The 22,640-nt window shown below is 38.7% G+C and carries 20 protein-coding genes; all 20 read right to left on the bottom strand.

The genetic code is table 11. The annotated features are described in order from the left end of the window. The coding region (locus WFK35_RS08495) for a hypothetical protein (RefSeq protein WP_336732308.1) at window positions 1-472 on the bottom strand (472 nt) is incomplete at its 3' end. Between the two features lie 89 nt (window positions 473-561). Beyond that, the gene (guaA, locus tag WFK35_RS08490) at window positions 562-2,091 is read right to left on the bottom strand and encodes a glutamine-hydrolyzing GMP synthase (protein ID WP_336732307.1); all 1,530 of its coding nucleotides are present in this window, start codon (window positions 2,089-2,091) and stop codon (window positions 562-564) included. A gap of 209 nt (window positions 2,092-2,300) precedes the next feature. Next, a complete protein-coding gene (purD, locus tag WFK35_RS08485; RefSeq protein WP_336732306.1) occupies window positions 2,301-3,539 on the bottom strand; it encodes a phosphoribosylamine--glycine ligase in 1,239 nt (412 codons plus the stop codon). Window positions 3,540-3,656: 117 nt separating this feature from the next. After that, entirely contained in the window at window positions 3,657-5,174 is a 1,518-nt protein-coding gene (purH, locus tag WFK35_RS08480) for a bifunctional phosphoribosylaminoimidazolecarboxamide formyltransferase/IMP cyclohydrolase (protein ID WP_336732305.1), read from the bottom strand. Window positions 5,175-5,502: 328 nt separating this feature from the next. Continuing rightward, window positions 5,503-6,069, bottom strand: a complete 567-nt coding sequence (gene purN / locus WFK35_RS08475; RefSeq protein WP_336732304.1) for a phosphoribosylglycinamide formyltransferase — start codon at window positions 6,067-6,069, stop codon at window positions 5,503-5,505. Between the two features lie 47 nt (window positions 6,070-6,116). Continuing rightward, window positions 6,117-7,115: a phosphoribosylformylglycinamidine cyclo-ligase gene (gene purM / locus WFK35_RS08470; RefSeq protein WP_336732303.1), complete on the bottom strand. Its 999-nt coding sequence runs from the start codon at window positions 7,113-7,115 to the stop codon at window positions 6,117-6,119. Between the two features lie 275 nt (window positions 7,116-7,390). Continuing rightward, window positions 7,391-7,942 carry an NADPH-dependent FMN reductase gene (locus WFK35_RS08465; RefSeq protein WP_185205880.1) on the bottom strand — a complete coding sequence of 184 codons (552 nt, stop codon included), beginning with the start codon at window positions 7,940-7,942 and terminating at the stop codon, window positions 7,391-7,393. Between the two features lie 117 nt (window positions 7,943-8,059). Beyond that, window positions 8,060-8,788, bottom strand: a complete 729-nt coding sequence (locus WFK35_RS08460; protein ID WP_336732302.1) for a pirin family protein — start codon at window positions 8,786-8,788, stop codon at window positions 8,060-8,062. A gap of 112 nt (window positions 8,789-8,900) precedes the next feature. After that, the gene (ilvA, locus tag WFK35_RS08455; protein ID WP_336732301.1) at window positions 8,901-10,163 is read right to left on the bottom strand and encodes a threonine ammonia-lyase IlvA; all 1,263 of its coding nucleotides are present in this window, start codon (window positions 10,161-10,163) and stop codon (window positions 8,901-8,903) included. 142 nt (window positions 10,164-10,305) lie between these two features. Then, window positions 10,306-11,787 (bottom strand): ketol-acid reductoisomerase, encoded by a 1,482-nt coding sequence (gene ilvC, locus WFK35_RS08450; protein WP_336732300.1) that lies wholly within the window; start codon window positions 11,785-11,787, stop codon window positions 10,306-10,308. A 159-nt stretch (window positions 11,788-11,946) separates the two neighbouring features. Continuing rightward, a complete protein-coding gene (ilvN, locus tag WFK35_RS08445) occupies window positions 11,947-12,537 on the bottom strand; it encodes an acetolactate synthase small subunit (protein ID WP_076393459.1) in 591 nt (196 codons plus the stop codon). A 10-nt stretch (window positions 12,538-12,547) separates the two neighbouring features. Continuing rightward, window positions 12,548-14,287, bottom strand: coding sequence for a biosynthetic-type acetolactate synthase large subunit (gene ilvB, locus WFK35_RS08440; protein WP_336732299.1), 1,740 nt, complete (start codon window positions 14,285-14,287; stop codon window positions 12,548-12,550). Window positions 14,288-14,309: 22 nt separating this feature from the next. After that, a complete protein-coding gene (gene ilvD, locus WFK35_RS08435; protein WP_336732298.1) occupies window positions 14,310-15,995 on the bottom strand; it encodes a dihydroxy-acid dehydratase in 1,686 nt (561 codons plus the stop codon). After that, window positions 15,988-16,890, bottom strand: coding sequence for a branched-chain amino acid transaminase (locus WFK35_RS08430; RefSeq protein WP_336732296.1), 903 nt, complete (start codon window positions 16,888-16,890; stop codon window positions 15,988-15,990). The genes ilvD and WFK35_RS08430 overlap by 8 nt, the downstream gene beginning before the upstream one ends. Before the next feature lie 612 nt (window positions 16,891-17,502). Next, complete coding sequence (locus WFK35_RS08425) at window positions 17,503-18,921, bottom strand: MFS transporter (RefSeq protein WP_336732295.1); 1,419 nt, start codon at window positions 18,919-18,921, stop codon at window positions 17,503-17,505. Further along, complete coding sequence (locus WFK35_RS08420; RefSeq protein WP_336732292.1) at window positions 18,921-19,433, bottom strand: nuclear transport factor 2 family protein; 513 nt, start codon at window positions 19,431-19,433, stop codon at window positions 18,921-18,923. Before WFK35_RS08420 ends, WFK35_RS08425 begins: the two co-directional genes overlap by 1 nt. 98 nt (window positions 19,434-19,531) lie before the next feature. Beyond that, the gene (locus WFK35_RS08415) at window positions 19,532-21,385 is read right to left on the bottom strand and encodes a glycoside hydrolase family 13 protein (protein WP_336732290.1); all 1,854 of its coding nucleotides are present in this window, start codon (window positions 21,383-21,385) and stop codon (window positions 19,532-19,534) included. A 32-nt stretch (window positions 21,386-21,417) separates the two neighbouring features. After that, window positions 21,418-21,774 (bottom strand): hypothetical protein, encoded by a 357-nt coding sequence (locus WFK35_RS08410; protein ID WP_336732288.1) that lies wholly within the window; start codon window positions 21,772-21,774, stop codon window positions 21,418-21,420. Continuing rightward, entirely contained in the window at window positions 21,771-22,250 is a 480-nt protein-coding gene (locus tag WFK35_RS08405) for a DoxX family protein (RefSeq protein WP_336732286.1), read from the bottom strand. Before WFK35_RS08405 ends, WFK35_RS08410 begins: the two co-directional genes overlap by 4 nt. Window positions 22,251-22,308: 58 nt before the next feature. Further along, the coding region (locus tag WFK35_RS08400) for a glycoside hydrolase family 97 C-terminal domain-containing protein (RefSeq protein WP_336732284.1) at window positions 22,309-22,640 on the bottom strand (332 nt) is incomplete at its 5' end.

Genomic DNA, 22,640 nt, shown 5'->3' with positions numbered 1-22,640 from the left:
CAACAGAATCTTTTGCCTCATTATATTTTACATACATTGTTCGCCACTTTTCTTTCATCGCTTCTTCTTTTGTAAAAGCATGCTCTTTTACAGTAAAGTGTTCTTTCATGTGATCAAAATCTTCATATTTTAATTTAAAAATATTTTCTAGCTTCTGAGTCACAAGAAATTCGTAATCTTTATATTTAAAATAACCGTATTTCTGACTTTTAATTTCATCATTTATCCTTGGTGAATTTTCATTAATAATGGTAGGTTTTTGATTCGTGAACAGTAAATCCAATTGCTTTTTTTCCGAATTTTCAAATCCTGACACAATTATAAATTTCACTTTTTTCTTTGCATTAGAATCTTCGATAAATTTATCAATCTCAGCAATTATTTTCTTCTGACCAATAACTTCGCTGATTTCAGGATTCTTATTACAGGCAGACAATATCAATAGAACAGCTATAACTAAAATATTTTTCATGGTAAAACTTTAAAAATTTAAATGACAAAAATACTAAAACAAAAAATCCCGCCAAAAGGCAGGATTTATATGTAAAATTTCATTCAAAATTATTCCCACTCGATAGTTGCAGGCGGTTTGCTTGAAATATCGTAGGCTACTCTGTTGATTCCTCTTACTTCGTTGATGATTCTGCTGGAAACGGTATCCAAGAACTCGTAAGGAAGTCTGCTCCACGTTGCTGTCATAAAGTCGATGGTGTTTGCGGAACGAACGACTGCTGTGTATTCGTATGTTCTTTCATCGCCCATTACGCCTACAGATTTTACCGGAAGAAGCACCACGAAAGCCTGAGACACTTTTTCATACAGATCGTTTTTGTATAATTCTTCAATGAAAATATCGTCTGCTTCTTGTAGAATTCTTACTTTTTCTGCATCCACTGCTCCCAAAACTCTGATTCCCAATCCCGGACCCGGGAAAGGATGTCTGTGAACCAGATGATGAGGAATTCCCAATTCTTCGCCCACTTTTCTTACTTCATCCTTGAATAATTCTCTCAGAGGCTCAAGCAATTCGAATTCCATATCTTCAGGAAGTCCGCCAACGTTATGGTGCGATTTAATTACCGCAGAAGGACCGTTTACCGACTGACTTTCAATTACATCCGGATAAATCGTTCCCTGTGCTAAGAATTTAGCACCTTCAATTTTATGAGATTCTTCATCAAAAACGTGAATAAACTCGTTTCCAATGATTTTTCTTTTTGCTTCAGGATCATCTACTCCTGCTAATTTTGATAAAAATCTTTCGGAAGCATCCACTAATTTAATGTTCATATGGAAATGCTCTCCATAATTATCCATTACTTTTTTACCTTCATCTTTTCTCAGTAAACCTGTGTCTACGAAGATGCACGTCAACTGGTCGCCAATTGCACGGTGAATTAACACTGCCGCTACAGAAGAATCCACTCCTCCTGAAAGTCCAAGAATTACTTTCTGATCTCCGACTTTCTCACGGATTTCCGCAACTGTTTTATCAATATAATTGGTCAGTTTCCAGTTTTTCTCTGCATTACAGATTCCGAAAACGAAATTTTCCAGCATTTTTCCTCCTTCTTCGGTGTGGGAAACTTCCGGGTGGAACTGTACACAGTAGATTTTTTTATCTTCATTAGAAATCGAAGCAATTACACCGGATTTTGCGTTTAACTCAAAACCGGCAGGCAATTCTCCTACTTCATCGAAATGGCTCATCCAAACCACAGAATTATTGGTAACACCTTTTAATAAAGACGATTCTTTTACGATTTCAAGGTGTGCTTTTCCGTACTCTCCTTTTACGCCTTTATGAACTTTTCCGCCTAAAAGGTGTGCTGTTAACTGCATTCCGTAGCAAATTCCCAGAACAGGAATTCCCTGCTCGTATAATTCTTTTTCAACCAAATGGGCATTTTCTGCATTTACAGAACTTGGTCCGCCGGAAAGAATAATTCCTCTCGGCTGTTTCTCTAACAGCGTTTCTAATGGTGTATTGAATGGTAAAATTTCAGAATATACGCCCATCTCACGGATTCTTCTTCCGATAAGCTGGTTGTACTGTGATCCGAAATCTAATATGATAATACCGTTGTTCATTTTTTATAATTGATGAATAATGATTGATAAATGATTTTGTAAAATTGTCTGAAATTATAGCCCCGATTGCAGCGGCATCCTTTTTTGTTATTGCGATTGCTGAGAAGTTCCAAATATTGCTTCACTTTGTTCGCAATGACAAAAAAGATACAGCGGAAAGCGGGAAATAGCTTCTAACAAAAAAAGCCCCGAAAAATCAGGGCATTATTTTAAAATTTTCCGATGTCTTCTCTGTAGAAGCCGTAATCGAAATGTACATGACTTGCATCTTCGTACACTTTTTTGCGGGCATCTTCATACGTTGCTCCTGTAGCCACGATGTTCAGTACTCTTCCACCGTTAGAAACTACTTTATCTCCTTTTCTGATGGCTCCTGCGTATAAAAGTTTGCTGTATTTCAGTTTATCTTCGCCCACGATTTCGAAACCTGTTTCGATGTTTCTTGGGTAACCTCCTGAACACATGACAAGACAAACTGCTTTTTCGTCTTTAAATTTAAGCTGGATGTCTTTTCCGTCCATACAATCCTGAATAACATCCAGAAGATTGTTTTCCATTAAAGCCATTAAAACCTGCGTTTCAGGATCTCCGAATCTCATGTTATATTCTAAAAGATAGGTTCCGTTTTTCGTTACCATTAATCCGAAGAAAATGATTCCTTTGAAGCTGAACCCTTCTCCTTTAAGACCTTTAATGGTAGGTTCTAAGATATTTTTTTCGAAATCTGCGTAGTGTTCCTGAGTAAATTCCGGGCTTGGCGCAACGGTTCCCATTCCTCCTGTATTGGGTCCTGTATCGCCATTTCCGGCTTTTTTATAATCTTTCGCCGCGATACAAGGGAATAATTTTTCACCGTTTGAAAAAGCGATGATAGAGGCTTCAAATCCTTCTAAATATTCTTCGATCACCAAACGGATTCCGGCATCTCCGTGAATTCTTCTGATCATAAAATCGTGAATCGTTGCTTCAGCTTCTTCCAGAGTATCGCAGATTACCACTCCTTTTCCTCCTGCTAAACCGCTTGCTTTAACAACCAAAGGGAACTGGTGTGTCTGAACATATTCTTTAGCTTCGTTATAAGAATCAAATACTACTGCTTTTGCCGTTTTGATATCATAGGTCTGCATAAATTTCTTAGAGAAAGCTTTACTTCCTTCCAAGCTTGCAACTTTCTGATTCGGACCAAAAACTTTAAGGTCGTGTTTTTTGAATTCGTCCTTTAAACCTGCTACAAGCGGTGCTTCGGGACCAACGATCGTTAAGTCTACCTTTTCTTTGATGGCAAAATCTCTAAGTTCTTTAATCTCTGATAAATGAACATTTTTTCCAATAACATCAGTGGTAGCGTTTCCGTTGGCGAAAAACATTTTAGAAATTCTTGGGTCATTCTGAAGTTTTGCTGCCAGAGCAGATTCTCTTCCACCTTCACCTATGATTAATATTCTCATACTTTATTTAATTAACTAGTCTATAATTTACAAATATATAATTTTGGATGCTATAAATACAATCTCAAAATATAATTTTAGCCAATCGCTAATAGCCAATGGCGAATTGCTTTACTATTAATGTAAAAAATGTCTGATTCCGGTAAACATCATCGGGATTTTGTGTTCGTTAGCAGCATCTATGCTGTCCTGATCTTTTACACTTCCTCCCGGCTGGATGATTGCCGTAATTCCTTCCTGAGCGCAGAAATCTACTACATCACGGAACGGGAAAAACGCATCTGAAGCCAATACTAAATCGCCGGAGAATTTTTCTTTGGCTCTTTCTATCGCCTGTTGAGTTGCCCAGATTCTGTTTACCTGTCCTCCTCCGATTCCGAAAGCCTGAATTCCGTTGGAAACGACAATCGCGTTGGACTTTACATATTTTACCACTCTCTGAGAGAATAATAATGCTTTTTTCTGCTCTTCCGTAGGCCGTGTTTCTGTGACAACTTTGATGTCATCTGAAAAGATGCTGTCGTTGTCCTGAACCAGAATTCCTCCGTCAATTTTCACCCAGGTCTGTTTGTCTGAAACCGGATTGACAATTTTTATAATTCTTAAGTTCTTTTTCTTTCTTAAAATTTCAAGTGCTTCTTCATCAAATTCCGAAGCCATTACAATTTCAAGGAAGGTTTTGTTTAATTCTTCTGCGGTTGCCGCGTCGATTTTGTAGTTCATAGCAACAATTCCGCCAAAGATGGAAACAGGATCGCACTCGAAAGTTTTCTGATAGGTTTCCAGAGCTGAAGTTCCGATCGCTACTCCGCAAGGTGTAGAGTGTTTTACTGCACAACAAGCCATTTCTTCTTTGAACTCGGTCACTACTTTCCAGCAAAGATCCATATCCCGAAGGTTGTTGAAAGACAATTCTTTACCTCCCAACTGTTCAAAATCTTTCATCGCTCCGTTTTCGAAAGTAGAAACGTAGTAAGCTGCAGTCTGATGAGGGTTTTCTCCGTATCTTAAGTCAGAAACTTTTTTGTAAGAAGCATTAAGATAGGTTGGATATTCTTCTTCTAAAAGCATTCTTGAAATCGCTGCATCATAAGCCGAAGTAAGGTTGAATACTTTTCCTGCGAGTTTTTTACGGGTTTCGATGTAGGTATCGCCGTTTTGTTCCATTTCGATTTTTACGGTTGCATAATCTTCAACATCCGTGATTACCGTAACCGAATCGAAGTTTTTTGCTGCAGAACGAAGCATTGAAGGTCCTCCGATGTCGATGAACTCTACCTTTTCGTGAAGAGAAATGTTTTTGTTTACATTTTCGAAGAAAGGATAAAGATTCACAATTACCATGTCAATCAGTCCAATTCCGTGTTCCTGAACGGTATTCATGTGTTCTTCGTTGGAACGAACCGCCAACAAACCACCGTGAACTTTCGGGTGTAATGTTTTCACTCTTCCATCCAACATCTCAGGAAAATTGGTAACCTCATCAATCTGAATCGGATTTAAACCAGCGTCTTTCAAATGTTTGAACGTCCCTCCTGTAGAAATCAATTCATAATTTTGGGCTTCCAAAAACTGCGCGAATTCGGTTAACCCGCTTTTGTCAGAAACACTGATTAAAACTCTTTTTTTGCTCATTTTACTTTCGATTTTTTACTTTTTACAGCTATTTCAAACTGTAGACCGGTTCTTTCACCTCCGGTCTTTTTATTTTTACTTAGATTTTTCTTGTTTTTCGAAATAATAAAATCTAAATGTGTTTTGTTAATTATTGTTTTTAACGCAAAGGGCACTAAGATTCTTTTATATACTAACTGTTTTTAAGTTCGCAAACGCACTTCGACAAGCTCAGTATAAACTATTCACTCAGCAAAGGTTGGCCGTCTTTAACCACCCCGTCAAAAATTCTTTGAATTTTTGACACCCCTCCCAAGGAGGGGAATTTTTGTATCGCTAATAATTAGCGTTATATATTATTCAATACTTTGTTTATCGCAATTGGGTAAATTTCATATTCTATTAAATGAACTTTTTCCGCTACGCTTTCGGGAGTATCGTCTTCTGTAATTTCGAATGATTTCTGAAGGATGGCTTCACCTTCATCGATTCCTGACGTTACGAAGTGTACGGTTGCTCCGCTTTCTTTTTCTTTTGCTTCTATTACGGCATTGTGAACATGATGTCCCCACATTCCTTTTCCTCCGAATTTCGGAAGCAAAGCCGGATGAATATTGATTATTTTTCCTTTCCATTTTTCACAGAATTCAGGTTTCAGAATGGATAAAAATCCTGCTAAAACGATTAAGTCTGTATTTTGAGGAATTTTTTCAGCCAGTTCTTTACTGAAGTTTTTTCCTCTTGGAATCAGAATATTTTCTATGTTATGATTTTTCGCTCTTTCCAGTCCGTAACATTCTCTGTCGGCAATCACTAAAGATACTTTTGCATTCCGGATTTCTCCATTATCAATGGTATCGATGATTCTCTGAAGATTAGTTCCTGAACCTGAAACGAGTATGACAAGGTTCTTCATAATGAGTCAATTTGAAAATTAGTTAATTTGAAAATGGAATACATTGTCTAATTGGTAATTTTCAAGTTGATTTTTTCGCTTCCTTCTGTAATTTCTCCGATTTCGTAAGCATCGTCTAAAAGGTGCAATACTTTTTCTGCATGTTGTGCATCCACTACAACGATCATTCCTACTCCCATGTTGAATGTTCCGAACATTTCTTCGCGTGCAACTCCTCCTCTTTTTTCCAGTTCTAACATAATGCTTGGAATCTGGATTCTTGAAGCATCGATTGAAGCGCAAAGTCCGTCACCAATAATTCTTGGAATGTTTTCGTACAAACCACCTCCTGTAATGTGAGCGATCCCTGAAACTGCTACTTCTTCAAGAATTTTATGAATATCTTTGTAATATAGTCTTGTTGGAACCAAAAGCGTTTCGTACAAAGGTTTCCCTTCAAATTCTTCGTTAAAATCAGGGAATACTTTTCTCACCAAAGAGAATCCGTTGGAATGGAATCCTGAACTTGGCAACGCAATAATTTTGTCTCCTGTTTTGATCTTTGAACCATCAATAATCTGGTCTTTTTCAACGATTCCTACGCAGAATCCTGCAACATCGTAATCTCCCGGCTGATACATTCCCGGCATTTCAGCAGTTTCCCCGCCAATTAATGCACAGTTATTGTCTTTACAGGCTTCTACCATTCCTAAAACGATTTCAGCGGCAATCTCGGAGTCTAATTTTCCACAAGCCAGATAATCTAGGAAAAATAATGGTTTTGCCCCGTGACAAAGAATATCATTGGCACACATTGCGAAGCAGTCTACCCCGATAGAATCGTATTTTTTTGAGTCTAAAGCTACTTTCAGCTTTGTTCCCACTCCGTCTGTTCCGGAAACCAAAACCGGATTTTTGTATCCTCCGATCTCATAGAATGCCCCAAAACTTCCCAAATGGTTCAACACATTGGAATTATGTGTTTCGCCGACCGCTTTCTTGATCTTGTCAACGGTTTTGTATCCTTCTTCTTTGTCTACTCCTGCTGATTTGTACGTGTTGCTCATAATATTTTCTGGTAGTCTAGCAATGCATCCGTTTAACAATGTATTTTAACTGAAAATTGATGCACTGATAAATTGATACATTTTATTTTTACTTTTTATTCAAATTCAGAAAACAAAAAAGCCGACAATCTTGGTAGATTATCGGCCGTTGTTTTATCTCAGAATTTCAGAGTCCACAATATTCCCTTTCTTGGAGAAACATTCTTTAAAAGTGGTCTGAATTTTCATCTTTTTTCCTTTTTGCAAAGATATTAATTTTATATTAATTTTCAAATCTATTTTTCAAGAATAGATTCCAGAGCAGAAATTTTCTGAATTTTTTCTTTTAATTCACTGTCTTTCTCTTCGTTAGAAATTTTCTGAGCTGCTTTATCAAAATTATCATTAAAGAAAGGCAGTGTGAAGGTGTCTACAATATTTCCGCCGTGAAGAGGGAAACGTTTTCCTGAAGCTTCCAAAACGCCTAAACCGCCTCTTGCTCCCGGAGCTGTTGCCATTAACAGCATTGGTTTCTCGTTCCAGACTGCTCTGTCTTTGATTCTTGATGTCCAGTCGAATACATTTTTGAATGCTGAAGAGTAAGTTCCGTTATGTTCTGCCAAAGAAACCAGTAAAACATCTGCTCCGTCGATTTTTGAGGCAAAGTCTTTTGCTTCCTGCGGAACTCCGCTTTCCACTTCACGCTGGTGTTTGTAGATCGGCATTTCAAATGCGTTCATGTCTACGATTTCTACTTCTGCGTTTGGAATTAATGAAGCTGCGTAAGTAACCAGCATTTTATTGATTGATGTATCGGAATTGCTTCCTGCTATTGCTAAAACTTTCATTGTTCTATTTTCTATTTTTAATGTATGTTATTTTTTTTAACCACCCCGTCAAAAATTCATTCTGAATTTTTGCCACCCCTCCAAAGGCGGGGAATTTTTGTGGTGCAAAATTAAGGTTTATTTGAGATATGACGGTAATTCCATCGGAACTTCCATTAATAATATTTCTGTGTCTTCTACGGCATCAATGTTGAAACTTTGAGTATCCCAGATTCCTAATCCGTCTCTCTCATTTAAAATACGGTCTCCGATTTTTGCGCTTCCTTTTAGTACAAATGCATAGACTCCGTTTCCTTTTTTATTCAACATGTAGTTTTTGCCGTTTCCTTTGGTAAAATTGGCAAGATTGAACCATGCATCCTGATGAATCCAAACGCCGTCGTCGTTTTTGTCGGGAGATAAGATCTGCTGGAAGCCGTTTATTTTTTCGCCTTCTTTAATGCTTTGCTGATCGTATCTTGGTTCTACTCCTACTTCTCTCGGAAATACCCAGATCTGTAAGAATTTTACTGCCTGATCTTTATTTTTGTTGTATTCGCTGTGCATGACTCCGGTTCCGGCACTCATTACCTGAATTTCTCCTTTTTTAATGACTGCTGTAGTTCCCATAGAGTCTTTATGCTCAAGATCTCCTTCCAACGGAATGGAAATAATTTCCATGTCTCTGTGAGGATGTGTTCCGAAACCCATTCCCTGCGTAACGGTATCGTCGTTCAATACTCTTAATACTCCGAAGTGTGTTCTTTCAGGATTCTGGTAATTGGCAAAACTGAAGGTGTGGTAAGAGTTTAACCATCCGTGATTGGCGTGACCTCTTGTGTCTGCTTTATGATATACTGTTTTCATAATGTTTTTATTTTATGATACAAATGTACAGGAGATAAACGGCTAAACTGTTGATGTAAGATAAGAACGACAAAATCCGCTTTTTCAGCGGATTTATTGTTTGTTTTTGATATTACACAAGCATATTGAGAACATCAGGGTTTTCATTGAGATAGGACTCAAAATAATCCAGATTCTGCATTCTCTGTCTGAGTCCTTCGAAGTCTGATGGATCTGAAAGCTCGATTCCGACGATTGCCAAAGCTGTTTCTCTGGAGTTTTTCTTGGTGTATTCAAAATGGGTGATATCGTCGTTTGTTCCCAATACATTGAGGACAAAATCTTTAAGAGCACCGGGACGCTGCGGAAATTTCACCATAAAGTAGTGCTTAAGACCATTGTAGAGCAAAGCGCGTTCTTTGATTTCCTCCATTCTGGTAATATCGTTATTGCTTCCGCTGACGATGCACACCACACTTTTTCCTCTGATCTGCGTTTTATACTGCTCGAGTGCAGAGATTGATAATGCTCCTGCCGGTTCCAGTACGATAGCGTCTTTATTGTAAAGCTGAAGAATGGTTTCACAAATTTTTCCCTCATCTACGGAAATGCATCCGGAAAGTGTATTTCTGCAAATTTCAAATGTTAAATCTCCTACTTTTTTTACGGCTGCTCCGTCTACAAAGCTGTCTATTTCAGTAAGCTCGGTATTGATTTTGTTTTCTATGGATGTTTTCATGGAGGGCGCTCCTTTCGGTTCTACGCCTATGAGTTGGGTTTCTGCGGAAAGTTGTTTAAATACGGTGGAAATTCCGGAGGCGAGTCCTCCTCCGCCAATGGGAATAAAAACAAAGTCTGTTGCTTCTTTTTTCTGTTCTAAAATTTCGAGTGCGACTGTTGCCTGTCCTTCAATGATCTGAACGTCATCAAAAGGATGAACAAAGGCAGCGCCGGAGGTTTTTGCATAATCCAAAGCGGCTTTTTTGGATGCATCAAAGGTGTCTCCGAAGAGTTTAATGTCTACAAAATGACCGCCAAACATTTCTACCTGCTCCAGCTTTTGTTTTGGTGTGGTTACGGGCATGAAAATGGTTCCCTTAATCTGAAGCTGCTTGCATGAAAAAGCAACTCCCTGAGCGTGATTTCCTGCACTCGCACAAACTATTCCTTCTGAAGTTCTGCCTTCGCTGAAAAGGGTTTTTATTTTATGATAAGCGCCTCTTAATTTGTAGGATCTTACGGGCTGTAAGTCTTCTCTTTTAAGGTAAATATGCGCATCAAATTTTTCAGACAAACGGGCGTTGTATTGCAAAGGGGTGTAATTTACAATGCTTTCGATGCTTTTTCTTGCCTGTATGACGGATCCGAGTGTGGGAAGTGTGAGTGTTTTATTCATCTTCATTTATTTTACCGATTTTTTATGGTCTTTATTTCCTGATGCGGGAATGTCTCGCAGCCCGACCTGAGTGGAGCTCTTTTTCTTTTTCGAGAAAAGAAAAAAGCGGGAACGGAGGGCGGAAATAGCTGCCCAAAAATTTTTATACGGTTTTTATGGATTTCATTGCCGTCATTGCCTGACGAAGTTTTCTGCCGACCATTTCTACCGGATGGTTTCTGAGGGTGTCGTTAACGTGAACCAATTGCGCATTGTCTACGGACGCGTCTTTTCCTTCGTTGAAGTTTTTTCCTGCGAGGTCTGTGTCTACTTTTTTCATGAAGTCTGTCAGAAGGGGTTTGCAAGCCTGATCGAAAAGGTAACAGCCATATTCTGCGGTATCGGAAATCACGCGGTTCATCTCGAATAGTTTTTTTCTTGCGATGGTATTGGCAATGAGGGGAGCTTCGTGCAGGGATTCGTAATAGGCAGATTCCGGTTTTATTCCTGCTTCCACCATGGTTTCGAAAGCGAGTTCTACGCCTGCTCTTATGAATGCGGACATGAGGAGATAATGATCGAAATATTCCTGTTCGGAGATTTTTACGTCTCCCGCCGGAGTTTTTTCAAAGGCTGTTTCGCCGGTTTCCGCACGCCATTTCAAAAGGTTGGCATCTCCGTTTTCCCAGTCCTGCATCATGGTTTTGGAGAATTCTCCGGAGATGATATCATCCTGATGTTTCCGGAAAAGCGGTCGCATGATGTGTTTCAATTCTTCGGAAAGCTCAAATGCTTTGATTTTTGCAGGATTGGAAAGTCGGTCCAGCATTCCGCTCACACCGCCGTGTTTCAGTGCTTCTGTGATCACCTCAACACCGTACTGAACGAGCTTGGAAGCATAACCTGCATCAATACCTTTTTCTACCATTTTGTCAAAGGAAAGAATGGAGCCGGTTTGTAAAAGTCCGCATAAAATCGTCTGTTCTCCCATTAGATCTGATTTTACTTCTGCTACAAAGGATGATTTTAATACGCCTGCTTTATGTCCGCCAGTTGCCACACAATAGGCTTTTGCTTCTGCCCATCCTTTTCCCTGAGGATCATTTTCGGGATGTACGGCAATAAGTGTGGGTACTCCAAAACCTCGAAGGTATTCTGCACGGACTTCGGAACCGGGACATTTCGGGGCAACCATGATTACGGTGAGGTCTTTACGGATCTGCATCCCTTCTTCCACGATGTTGAATCCGTGGGAATAGGACAATGTAGAGCCTTCTTTCATGAGTGGCTGTACAGTGTTGATGACGGAAGTATGCTGTTTATCGGGGGTTAAATTGATGACTAAATCTGCCGTAGGAATGAGTTCCTGATATGTTCCTACATGAAATCCGTTTTCTGTGGCATTTTTCCATGAGTCTCTTTTTTCGTCGATGGCTTCTTTTCTGAGGGCATAGGAAACATCTAGTCCGCTGTCTCTTAAGTTAAGCCCCTGATTAAGTCCCTGAGCGCCACATCCGACTATTACTATTTTTTTTCCTTTTAAAGCTGCTACACCATCGGAAAATTCTGTACTGTCCATAAATTCTGCCTGTCCGAGCTGATGCAATTTTTCTCTTAGTGATAAGGTATTGAAGTAATTTGCCATATTTTTGGGTAAAATGTAAAAAGTATTAAGTAAAATGTTTACTGTAACTACTTTTCAGGATTAATATTTTTATTTTAGGTTTTGTTTTGAATATTTTTTGAAATAATAAAACATTGTATTCAATTTCAATTTAGGGTTTGAATATTTAGGTTAATGTGTTTACATGGTAAAAACATCATCCCGCTTATCGAGGTATTCGTTCTCTACAATATGCGGAGAGGGTTCTCGGTTTTCAAACTGAAGTACTTTTTGGTGGATTCCCGCACTGTTTTTAATGATGGCGATTCTGGCACCGCGAACAAATTCTATGAGACCGTATTTGTTAAGTTCTTCGGTTAATCTGTCTATTTCTTCACGATGTCCGGCTGTTTCAAACACGATGTAATCCTGACGGATGACTACGGTTGATGCGCCATACTGCCGAAGCAGCCGCTCTACATATACTTTTTCGGTAACCACATCTGCGGGTACTTTGTAAAGTGCCTGTTCCTGCCATACAATTTCATCGTCTGTATTGTAATAGGCTTTCATTACATCGATCTGTTTTTCCAATTGCCGGCAAAGTTTTCTCACTACTTCTTCGTTCTCCTGGATAACGATGGTGAATCTGTGAATGCCTTCTACTTCTGAAGGTGAGGTATTCAGACTCTCGATATTGATTTTTCTCCGTGAGAAGATTCCCGATATTCTGCCGATTAAGCCCACTGAATTTTCGGTGTATAATGTGATGGTAAATTCCTGTTTTTCCATTTTCTTTTTTTTATTTTAGTCTGATCTCCGAAACGGAGGTTCCCTGAGCTACCATCGGAAATACATTGTTTTCTTTTCCTACCATCACTTCCAGAAGGTATGCCCCATCATGACTGAGCATTTTTTCGAGGGCAGCTTTTAAATCTTTTCTTTCGGATATCTTTTCACCTTCAATGTAATATCCTTTGGCAACTGCCACAAAATCAGGGCTTGTGATATTTACGAAGGAGTAACGTCTGTCGTGGAATAATTGCTGCCATTGTCTCACCATTCCCAAAAATTCGTTATTGAGGATGAGAATTTTGACTTTTGCCCCAAACTGCATAATGGTTCCCAACTCCTGAAGTGTCATCTGAAATCCGCCATCACCGATGATTGCCACGACTGTTTTTCCGGGGGCTCCATACCATGCTCCGATAGCAGCAGGCAAACCAAATCCCATTGTTCCCAATCCTCCGGAAGTGACACTGGATTTTGAATGGTTATACCGGGCGTATCGACAAGCAACCATCTGATGCTGACCAACATCTGTTGTGATAATGGCTTCTCCATTGGTAAGCTCGTTTAATACTCTGATGACTTCTCCCATCGTCATGGCATCTGTGGTGGGATTAAGTTCATTATGTATGACTTCTTTTATTTCTTCTTTTTCCAGTTCGCGGAATTTCTCTACCCATTCTGAATGGTCGTTTTCTTTGAGAAGTGCCGTCAATAAAGGGAGTGTTTTTTTACAGTCACCCCAAACAGGAACTGTTGTTTTTACATTTTTATCAATTTCTGCGGGATCAATATCAAGGTGAATTACTTTTGCCTGTTTTGCATATTTATCGAGACGTCCGGTAACGCGGTCATCAAAACGCATTCCTACAGCGATCAATACATCGCATTCATTCGTCATTACGTTGGGAGCGTAATTTCCATGCATTCCCAACATTCCTACGTGCAATTTATGATGGGTAGGCAACGCGCTCAGTCCCATTACGGTAGCTGCTGCCGGAAGATTAATTTTTTCAATAAAAGATTTTAATTCTTCTTCTGCTTTCCCCAGAATCACTCCCTGTCCGAAAAGAACAAATGGCTTTTTGGCCTGATTAATGAGCTGTGCTGCTTTTTCAATATATTCTTTTCTGATCTCAGGTTCGGGACGATAACTTCGGATGTGAGTACATTTTTTATAGCCTAAATAATCGAATAACTGAAGTTGTGCATTTTTGGTAATATCAATTAAAACAGGACCGGGACGACCTGTATTTGCAATGTAAAATGCTTTGGCAATGGCTTCAGGAATTTCTGTGGCATCGGTAACCTGATAATTCCATTTGGTAACCGGTGTGGTGATATTGATAACATCGGTTTCCTGAAATGCATCTGTTCCCAACAAGGAAGCATAAACCTGCCCTGTAATGCAAACAAGCGGATTACTGTCGATCATGGCATCTGCAAGTCCTGTCACCAGATTGGTGGCTCCGGGACCACTTGTTGCAAAGACAACGCCTGTTTTTCCTGATACTCTTGCAAATCCCTGCGCCGCATGAATTGCGCCCTGTTCGTGACGAACGAGAATGTGTTTCAGTTTTTCGGAATAATCGTATAAAGCATCATAAATAGGCATAATTGCTCCTCCGGGATATCCGAAAACAGTGTCTACATTTTCCTGCAATAAGGCTTCTAAAACTGCTTTGGAACCTGATATTTCGATGGCTTCCGCACTTCGGGTATCTTTCTGTTCATTTATTTCAAGTGTATTCATAATGTTTCAATTTTAATTGTGATTACAGGTCGGTTACGCAGCCCTGCGATGCATCTGCCACAGATTTGGCATATTTATAAAGAACTCCGCTTTTCACTTTGTATTCAGGCTGATAAAAACCGGCTTTTCTTTTTGCAATTTCTTCATCTGACAGCAATGCATTGATGGTGTTTTTTTCTGCATCGAGCTCGATGAGGTCTCCGTCATGTATAAGACCGATCAGTCCTCCTTCAAATGCTTCCGGTGTGATGTGTCCTACAACAAAGCCGTGTGTTCCTCCGGAGAATCTTCCGTCTGTTATCAGTGCTACATTTTTTCCTAAGCCGGAACCCATTAAAGCGGAAGTTGGCTTCAGCATTTCGGGCATTCCGGGAGCGCCTTTCGGACCTTCGTTTTTGATAACGACAACGTTTCCTTCTTTGATTTTTTTGTCTTCAATTCCTTTGATGAATTCTTTTTCGCCATCAAATACAATAGCTGTTCCCCTGAAATAGTTTCCTTCTTTACCTGTGATTTTGGCTACGGAACCTTTTTCGGCAAGATTTCCATATAATATTCTGATATGTCCTGTTTCTTTGATAGGATTTCTGATATCGTGAATAATATCCTGCTCTCGCTCAATAATGGAAGTTACATGTTCGAGATTTTCTGCAATGGTTTTGCCTGTTACTGTAAGGCAGTCGCCGTGTAGCAATCCCAGATCCAAAAGGTATTTCATCACAGCAGGCACTCCCCCTACCTTGTGAAGGTCTTCCATCAGATATTTTCCGCTGGGTTTGAGGTCTGCCAAAAACGGTGTTTCATCACTGATCCGCTGAAAATCATCCAAAGTCAGATCATATCCTATAGATTTTGCAATGGCAATAAAATGCAGTACAGCATTGGTACTTCCGCCTAAAATCATAATCAGTCTCAAAGCATTTTCAAAAGCTTTTGGGGTCATGATATCGGAAGGTTTGATGTCTTTTTCCAAAAGAATTCTGATGTAATGTCCCGCAAATTGGCATTCTTCTTTTTTCTCGCGACTGAGCGCCGGATACGAAGAGGAATACGGAAGACTCATTCCCAGAGCTTCAATAGCAGAAGCCATGGTATTTGCGGTGTACATTCCGCCACAGGCTCCTGCACTCGGACAGGAATTTTGAATGACTCCCTGAAAGTCTTCTTCTGAAATTTTTCCGGCAATTTTATTTCCCAGCGCTTCAAAAGCTGAAACGATGTTCAGATCCTGACCTTTATAATGTCCGGGAGCAATACTTCCGCCATATACCATAATGGAAGGCCGATTCAGTCTTGCCATTGCGATGAGGGAGCCAGGCATATTTTTGTCGCATCCGGGAACGGTGATGAGCCCGTCGTAATATTGTCCTGCGCATACAGCTTCTATGGAATCTGCAATAATGTCCCGGCTTACAAGGGAATAGCGCATTCCATCTGTACCGTTGGTCATCCCATCACTTATTCCTATAGTATGAAACATTAAACCCACCAAATTCTGTTCTTTTACTCCTTTTTTCACGATTTCAGCGAGGCTGTTGAGATGCATATTGCAGGTATTGCCATCATAACCCATGCTTGCAATTCCGATCTGTGCTTTGTCGAAGTCTTCTTTCTGAAAACCAATACCGTAAAACATTGCCTGAGTTGCCGGCTGCGTCGGGTCTTTTGTAAGCGTTTTGGAATATTTGTTCAGTTCTGTATTACACATTTTGCAGGTTTGATTTCAGGTATGAATAATTTTCTTCTACGACCAAATGACGGTAAGCCTGCTGAATTTTAGCTGATAAACTGTCTTCCCAATTCATTCTGAAAGGAATATCATTCAAAGATTCCACAGCGACAATTTCTGCTGCTGTTCCACAGAAAAATGCGGCATCTGCGCCCTGCATTTCCTGCGGTGTAAATAATTTTTCTTCGTACGGAATCCCTAACTGATTACATATTTCAAAAACTGTAGCTCTGGTAATACCGGGCAAGATGTTTCCTTTTTGAGGAGTATATAGTTTTCCGTCTTTTTCATAGAATACATTTGCGCCGGAACTTTCTGCTACATTTCCATTTTCGTCCAGAACAAGTGCTTCATCAAATCCTTTATCTTTCGCTTCCTGACTTGCCAGAATAGAATTTACGTAATGTCCGCTCACTTTAGCCTCTATTTTAAAAGCTTTCGGATTAGGACGCTGAAAAGAAGAGGTCATAATTCTCAGTTTGTTCGCCAGATAACCATTATCCCAGTTCCATACTTCAATGACAAGATAGCTTTTCTGTCCTTTTGAAAGGGACATATTAGGAGAACAGATAACTAAAGGGCGGATGTAAGCGTTACTCAGATTATTAATTTCCAACAATTTATAAGTAGTCTCTATCATTTCCTCAGTAGAATAATGGAAAGGCATATGCATCGCTTCTGCTGATTTTCTCAGTCTGTCGTAATGTTCTTCTGCTTTAAAAATTTTGGTTCCATTGGCTGTTCTGTAGGATTTAATACCTTCAAAAACCGCATATCCGTAGTGTAATGATTGACCGTACAAATCGGTCTTTGCTTCTTTTGCTTTCACATATTCTCCATCAAAGAAGAGAACACTGTCGTCATTGTAATACATTCTATATTGTTTTAATTTTAATTTTGGTGTTGGTCTTTAAACAAAAAACCATTCTCGTGATGAGAATGGTCTGTATTATTTCAATTTCAAAAATTATCACAAGCCATTGCCCATCACCGAAAATCCGATAATGACAAAAATGACAAGAATAATAATTGAGTTACTCATTTGCTTGTATTTAACGATACAAATGTATAAACTAATTTTGATACGCAATTACTTTTTCATAAAAATTCCGCCCAAAAATTATCAAAAATCTATAAAAAACAGTCTATTTTACGATATTCATCAAAAGAAAAATATTCCATAACCTGCTGAATTTCAAATTTTAACGTCAGATAAAAATACGATGTCTAAAATTTGCCTAAAGACTGTGTATCGGGATCGTATTTTTTAAAGTTTTTCTGATTTTTTATCGTCATCAATAAAAAAATCTACCGGATCCGGTAGATTTAGAGTTATATTTTAACCTGAATTCGGGATAAGAAGTGTTTAAATTTTGATTATTCTTAATTTAACGTGAATGAGTTAAGCTATTGTTTTTATATTTTATAATCTTTATTCCGAACTTGGGTAATTTTAGAAAATCAACTGTAGTTTTTTTCTTTTTTATCAGAAATGTACCTGCTGAATTTCTTTTTCAATTTCTTTTGGAGTATCATGTTCAGATTTAACAAAAATAAGAGTGAGAACAGCTCCTAAAACCATACAGATTCCGCCCACTACAATATAATCTATTGCCATTTTCCCGAAAATTCTGCTAACAATTGGTCCTCCAAAAACTCCGTTAATGATTTGAGGAATTACAATAAAAAAATTGAAAATTCCCATGTAAACGCCCATTTTCTTTTGTGGAATTGAGTCAATAAGCATCGCATAAGGCATTGCCAAAATACTTGCCCATGCAAAACCTAATCCTACCATGGAAATCCACAGGTAATTTATATCTTTAATAAAATACATGGAAATCAGTCCAAAACCTCCGCTCGCCAAAGCCAGCGCGTGAGTCTGTTTTTTACCGATAAATTTGGCAATCGGTGTGAGCGCAAAAGCAAAGAAAATAGCGTAGAAATTATAACTTCCGAACAGGCTTCCTGTTAAATCTCCGGCTTTATTAAATTCCGCTGAATGGGTATCTTCCGGGGAAAGCCCGAAATGATGGGTTGCCAAAGCACTGGTTGTAAAAACCCACATCGTAAATAAGGCAAACCACGAGAAGAACTGAACCACGCCCAGTTTCTTCATCTGGGACGGAACATTGGCAAAATCTCTGAAAATATCTGACATTCTGGATTTTTCTTCTACGATTTCCTTTCCGCCTTCAAAGGAAGCGAATTCTTCCGGGGAATATTCTTTGGTAGTAATAATTGTATATAAAATTGATAAAATAAGTACGGCTGCTCCGATATAAAAAGAATAGATGACATTATCTGCAACAAAACCTTTCGGAGCTTCATTGGAAATTCCCATTTTGGTAAGCCAGTTGGGTAAATCTGAACCAATAACGGCTCCGATTCCTATCAAAATCGTCTGAACCGAAAAGCCAATCGTCGCCTGATGTTTAGGCAGCATATCTCCCACCAAAGCACGGAAGGGTTCCATTGCCACATTAATGGAAGCATCCATCATGGCAAGGAAAATGACCGCCATCAGTAAAACATTTGCAGCCATCATCTGTGTTGCCGAAGCCGCATTGGGAAGCATTACCAAACCTATGGCGCATAAAACGGCTCCGATTAAAAAGTAAGGTTTTCTTCTTCCCAGCGGACTCCATGTATTGTCTCCCATATGACCGATGATGGGCTGAACGATTAATCCTGTTATCGGTGCAACGAGCCAGAACCATGATAATTCATGAACATCAGCTCCGAAATTGGCCAAAATTCTACTGGCATTTCCGTTTTGCAGACCAAAAGCCATCTGGATTCCCAAAAATCCCATGCTCATATTGATGATCTGAGCCATGGATAAATTCGGCTTTTTTACTTTTCCAAATTTTCCTGCATCTGCTTTTCTTATCATTTCTGCCATTATTTTTTCAGTTTTTGGATTAAGATTTCTTCGATTGGTGCTTTTTCAGCGACAACTTTGTCTACAACTTCATTTGGAACGGTTACAGAAAGTACATACTGTTTTACTTTCCACTGCCCGTTGATTTTTTCCACCACTCCTGAACCGCGGCAGATTTTCATCTGTGTATCCAAGAGTTCATCAAACCAAGCCAGTTTTCCATCTTTGCTGAAGTAAATATTTCTTTTCAGGGAAGTAAAATTCCATGTTTTCTTTTTATCGAAATAAGGTTTTGCCCAAACCATAAAAGCTTTTTTGTCCCAGACTTCTGTAGCATCTGTCCCGATAAAAACAGATTCGTCGGCAAAATAATTAAAGTAAGTGCTGAAATCTGCTTTTGCTGCCGCAACATTAAATCCGTCGAGCATGGTTCCGATTTCTGTTTTTTCTTTATCAAATTTTGACTGAGCAGAAATGGATGTAAAACTCAATACAAATAGGATGAATGTAAAGAATATTGTTGTTTTTTTCATATTTAACTTTATTTTAAACACAAGCGACACTAATTTTTTCACGAATGACACTAATGATTTTAGTGTGAATTTGTGAAAACATTTGTACTATTCGTGTTTTAATTCAATTCAATAACCATTGATGATTTTGCAGGGATTTTAAAATTGTCTTTTACCAAAAATTCTTTGCCGGAAATGATGTCTTTCCCTTTTGAAAAACCGTTCAGAGATTCTGCGAAATGCTTCACATCGATCGTCTGTTCCGCATCATTATTATTTAAAATGACCATTACGCTTTCTTTTTCGTTGTATCTAAAATACACAAAAACATTGTTCTGTGGAACGAAATTTTTGGTTTTTCCAGTATGAATAACTTCTTTTCCTTTTCTCCAGTTCAGCAACTTCTGGGTAAAATCGTAAAATTCTTTTTGCTCAGGATTTTGAGACGAAGGATTGAAAGCATTGATTTTATCTGATTTCCAGCCGCCCGGAAAATCTCTTCTGATATCTGCATCGCCGCCTTTATTCTTGTCGCCGCGCATGCCCACTTCAGAACCGTAATACAACTGTGGAATTCCGCGAACTGTTGATATTAAGGTCATGGCAAGTTTATAATCTGCTGGATTTCCGTTGAAAACTTCGTTGAACCTTTCGGTATCGTGATTTTCAAAAAACACCAAAAGGTTGTTGATGTTCGGGTACAGGAAATCGCTGGTAAACACATTGTATAATTTTACCATTCCGGAATCCCATCCGTCTTTTTCTTTCAAAGCTTTAGGAAGATCAGAATACAACGTAAAATCCATTACAGAAGGAAGGTTTGAATTATAATTTGCCGCCTCTCCTATTTTAGAATCCTTTTGCCACGCTGCAATATGCGCACTGGAATATAACCATGCTTCTCCTACAATATTGAAGTTCGGATATTCATCTGTAATGGCTTTTGCCCATTTTGCCATCGCTTCTTTGTCGTTGTAAGGATAGGTATCTACTCGAAAGCCTCCCAATTCTGCATATTCGATCCACCAGATTGCATTCTGGGTTAAATATTTTAGAACCAAAGGATTTTTCTGATTAATGTCGGGCATCGTCGTATCAAACCAGCCATCCAAAGCTAATTTTTTATCTATCTCGGAAGCATTTGTATCAAACTGAGTGGTTGTTTTATAGTTGGAACGTTTAAAACCATTTTCGCCATCGCTGAACCAGTGAATCCAGTCTTTTGTAGGCAGATCTTTAATCATCCAGTGTGAAATTCCCCAGTGATTGGTTACATAATCCATCACGAGTTTCATTTTTCTTTGATTTAATTGCTGAGAAAGCTCTTTATATTCTTCGTTGGTTCCGTAACGCTGATCGATTTTGTATAAATCTGTCTGTGCATATCCGTGATAAGAATATACTTTTTCGTTGTCCTCATTAACCGGAGTGAGCCAGACTGCTGTTGCTCCAAGGTTCTGAATATAATCTAAATTGTTGATGACTCCACGCAGATCTCCTCCATGTCGACCGTTCGGAATATTTCGGTTTGCTTTTTCGGTTAAATTCGGACTAGAGTCGTTTTTTTCGTCACCGTTCGCAAAACGATCAGGCATGATGAGATACATCACGTCTTTGGAAGAATAGGATTCTCTGTCTGCTGAATTTGGATTTCTCTGCCTCAGTTCATACGTGTAAGAACCTAGCTTTTTCTTTCCGCTTTTTATATTGATGTTAAATTTCGGAACGTTAATTTCATTGGTGTTAACGGTTACAAAAACATAGTTCGGATTTTCAACTTTCTGGATATCTTTGATCTGAACTCCGTCTGAAAGCTCAATTCCGTTTTTGGCAATATCTTTTCCATACACCAGAATCTGAAGTTCCGGGTTTTTCATTCCTTTCCACCAGAATGCAGGTTCTACTTTCTGAATCTGCGAAAAAAATAAAGACGATGCGCAAAGCGTTGTTATATAAAAAAGTTTATGACGCATATTTTTTAATGTAATATGAATGATTTCAGTATTTATTTTGGCTGATTAAAAACTGCTTTGTACTGTGTAATTCCCGAATTATTAAACTCAATTCTACGGTTGGGCATATTCTGAAGTTCATATTCTCCGTTGCGGGTAAATTTTACCTCTGTAAATTTATACCCTGTAAGATAAGTGACTTTTACCTGATAAACCCCTTTATCATTGATTTTTTTAAGCTCAGTATCCTGATCCCAATTCAACGGTTTATCTTTTCCTCTGACTCCTACAGACGTAACTCCTTCAGAATCGGGAATTTCGACTGTATAAATTACAGTCTGCTTATACGCTTTCTGAACACAGCTGAACATCAAGAAACAAGAGATTATAAGAAATACTATCTTTTTCATCGGGTCAATTTTTTAGCAATTATGTAATCTAAACCAAATCTTCCGGAGCTTAAAATGATATAAAATAAGCTCACCCACATAATTCCCATTGCAGGCAGCATATTCCATACTCCCTGATTCATCTGCTGAAAAAATACAGCGACAAACATGGTAATGAAAACAAGTACTGCAAAAGTTCTTGTAAACAATCCTAACAATAAAAAAATTCCGCCTACCGCTTCACTAAAAGCTCCCATCCAAGCAAAAAATGCAGGAAACATGGCAAAAATACCACCATATTCTGCGACATCATTCGGAAACCAGAAAGCCACTTCAAAAAATTTCAAATTATTGTCTGCGGGAGACCAAGGCAAGCCGAATTTTGCAGCACCGAAGTCGCTCGTCAGTAAATATCCGCAAACTATTCGCGGAATAGCAAAAAGCAGATCCTGCCACCAAAATGGCATCTGAATAGGGGTAAAAATTCTTTTTATCATAGGAATATGTATTAAAAAACCCTACAGAAAATCTGTAAGGTTTTTGGTTAATTCACAATTATTTTACAGGCTTGATAGAGATAGCAAAACCTCCGCTTCGTGCCATTTTAAAATTGATCTTAGATTTGCTTGTGATTTCTTTTTTGTAGATGTTATAGCTCTGAGGATTGTTGATGTAATCCGCATCTTTTCCATCTTCATAAATCACAGCTTCATATTTTTTCCCTTTATCTAAGAAAGAAAAATCTACAGTGTAATCACGTTTGTTTTCATCGGTAATTCCGCCCACGAACCAGTTTTCAGTTCCTTTCGCTTTTCTTGCCGTAATGATGTAATCCCCCGGCTCTGCCGATAAGATTTTCGTATCGTCCCAGTCTGCCGCAACATCTT

Origin of the sequence: Chryseobacterium sp. VD8 (assembly GCF_037149975.1) — a bacterium.
Lineage (GTDB): Bacteria > Bacteroidota > Bacteroidia > Flavobacteriales > Weeksellaceae > Chryseobacterium > Chryseobacterium indicum.
The sequence above is the reverse complement of the archived record's forward strand: the minus strand, read 5'-3'. Positions and strand labels throughout refer to the sequence as shown.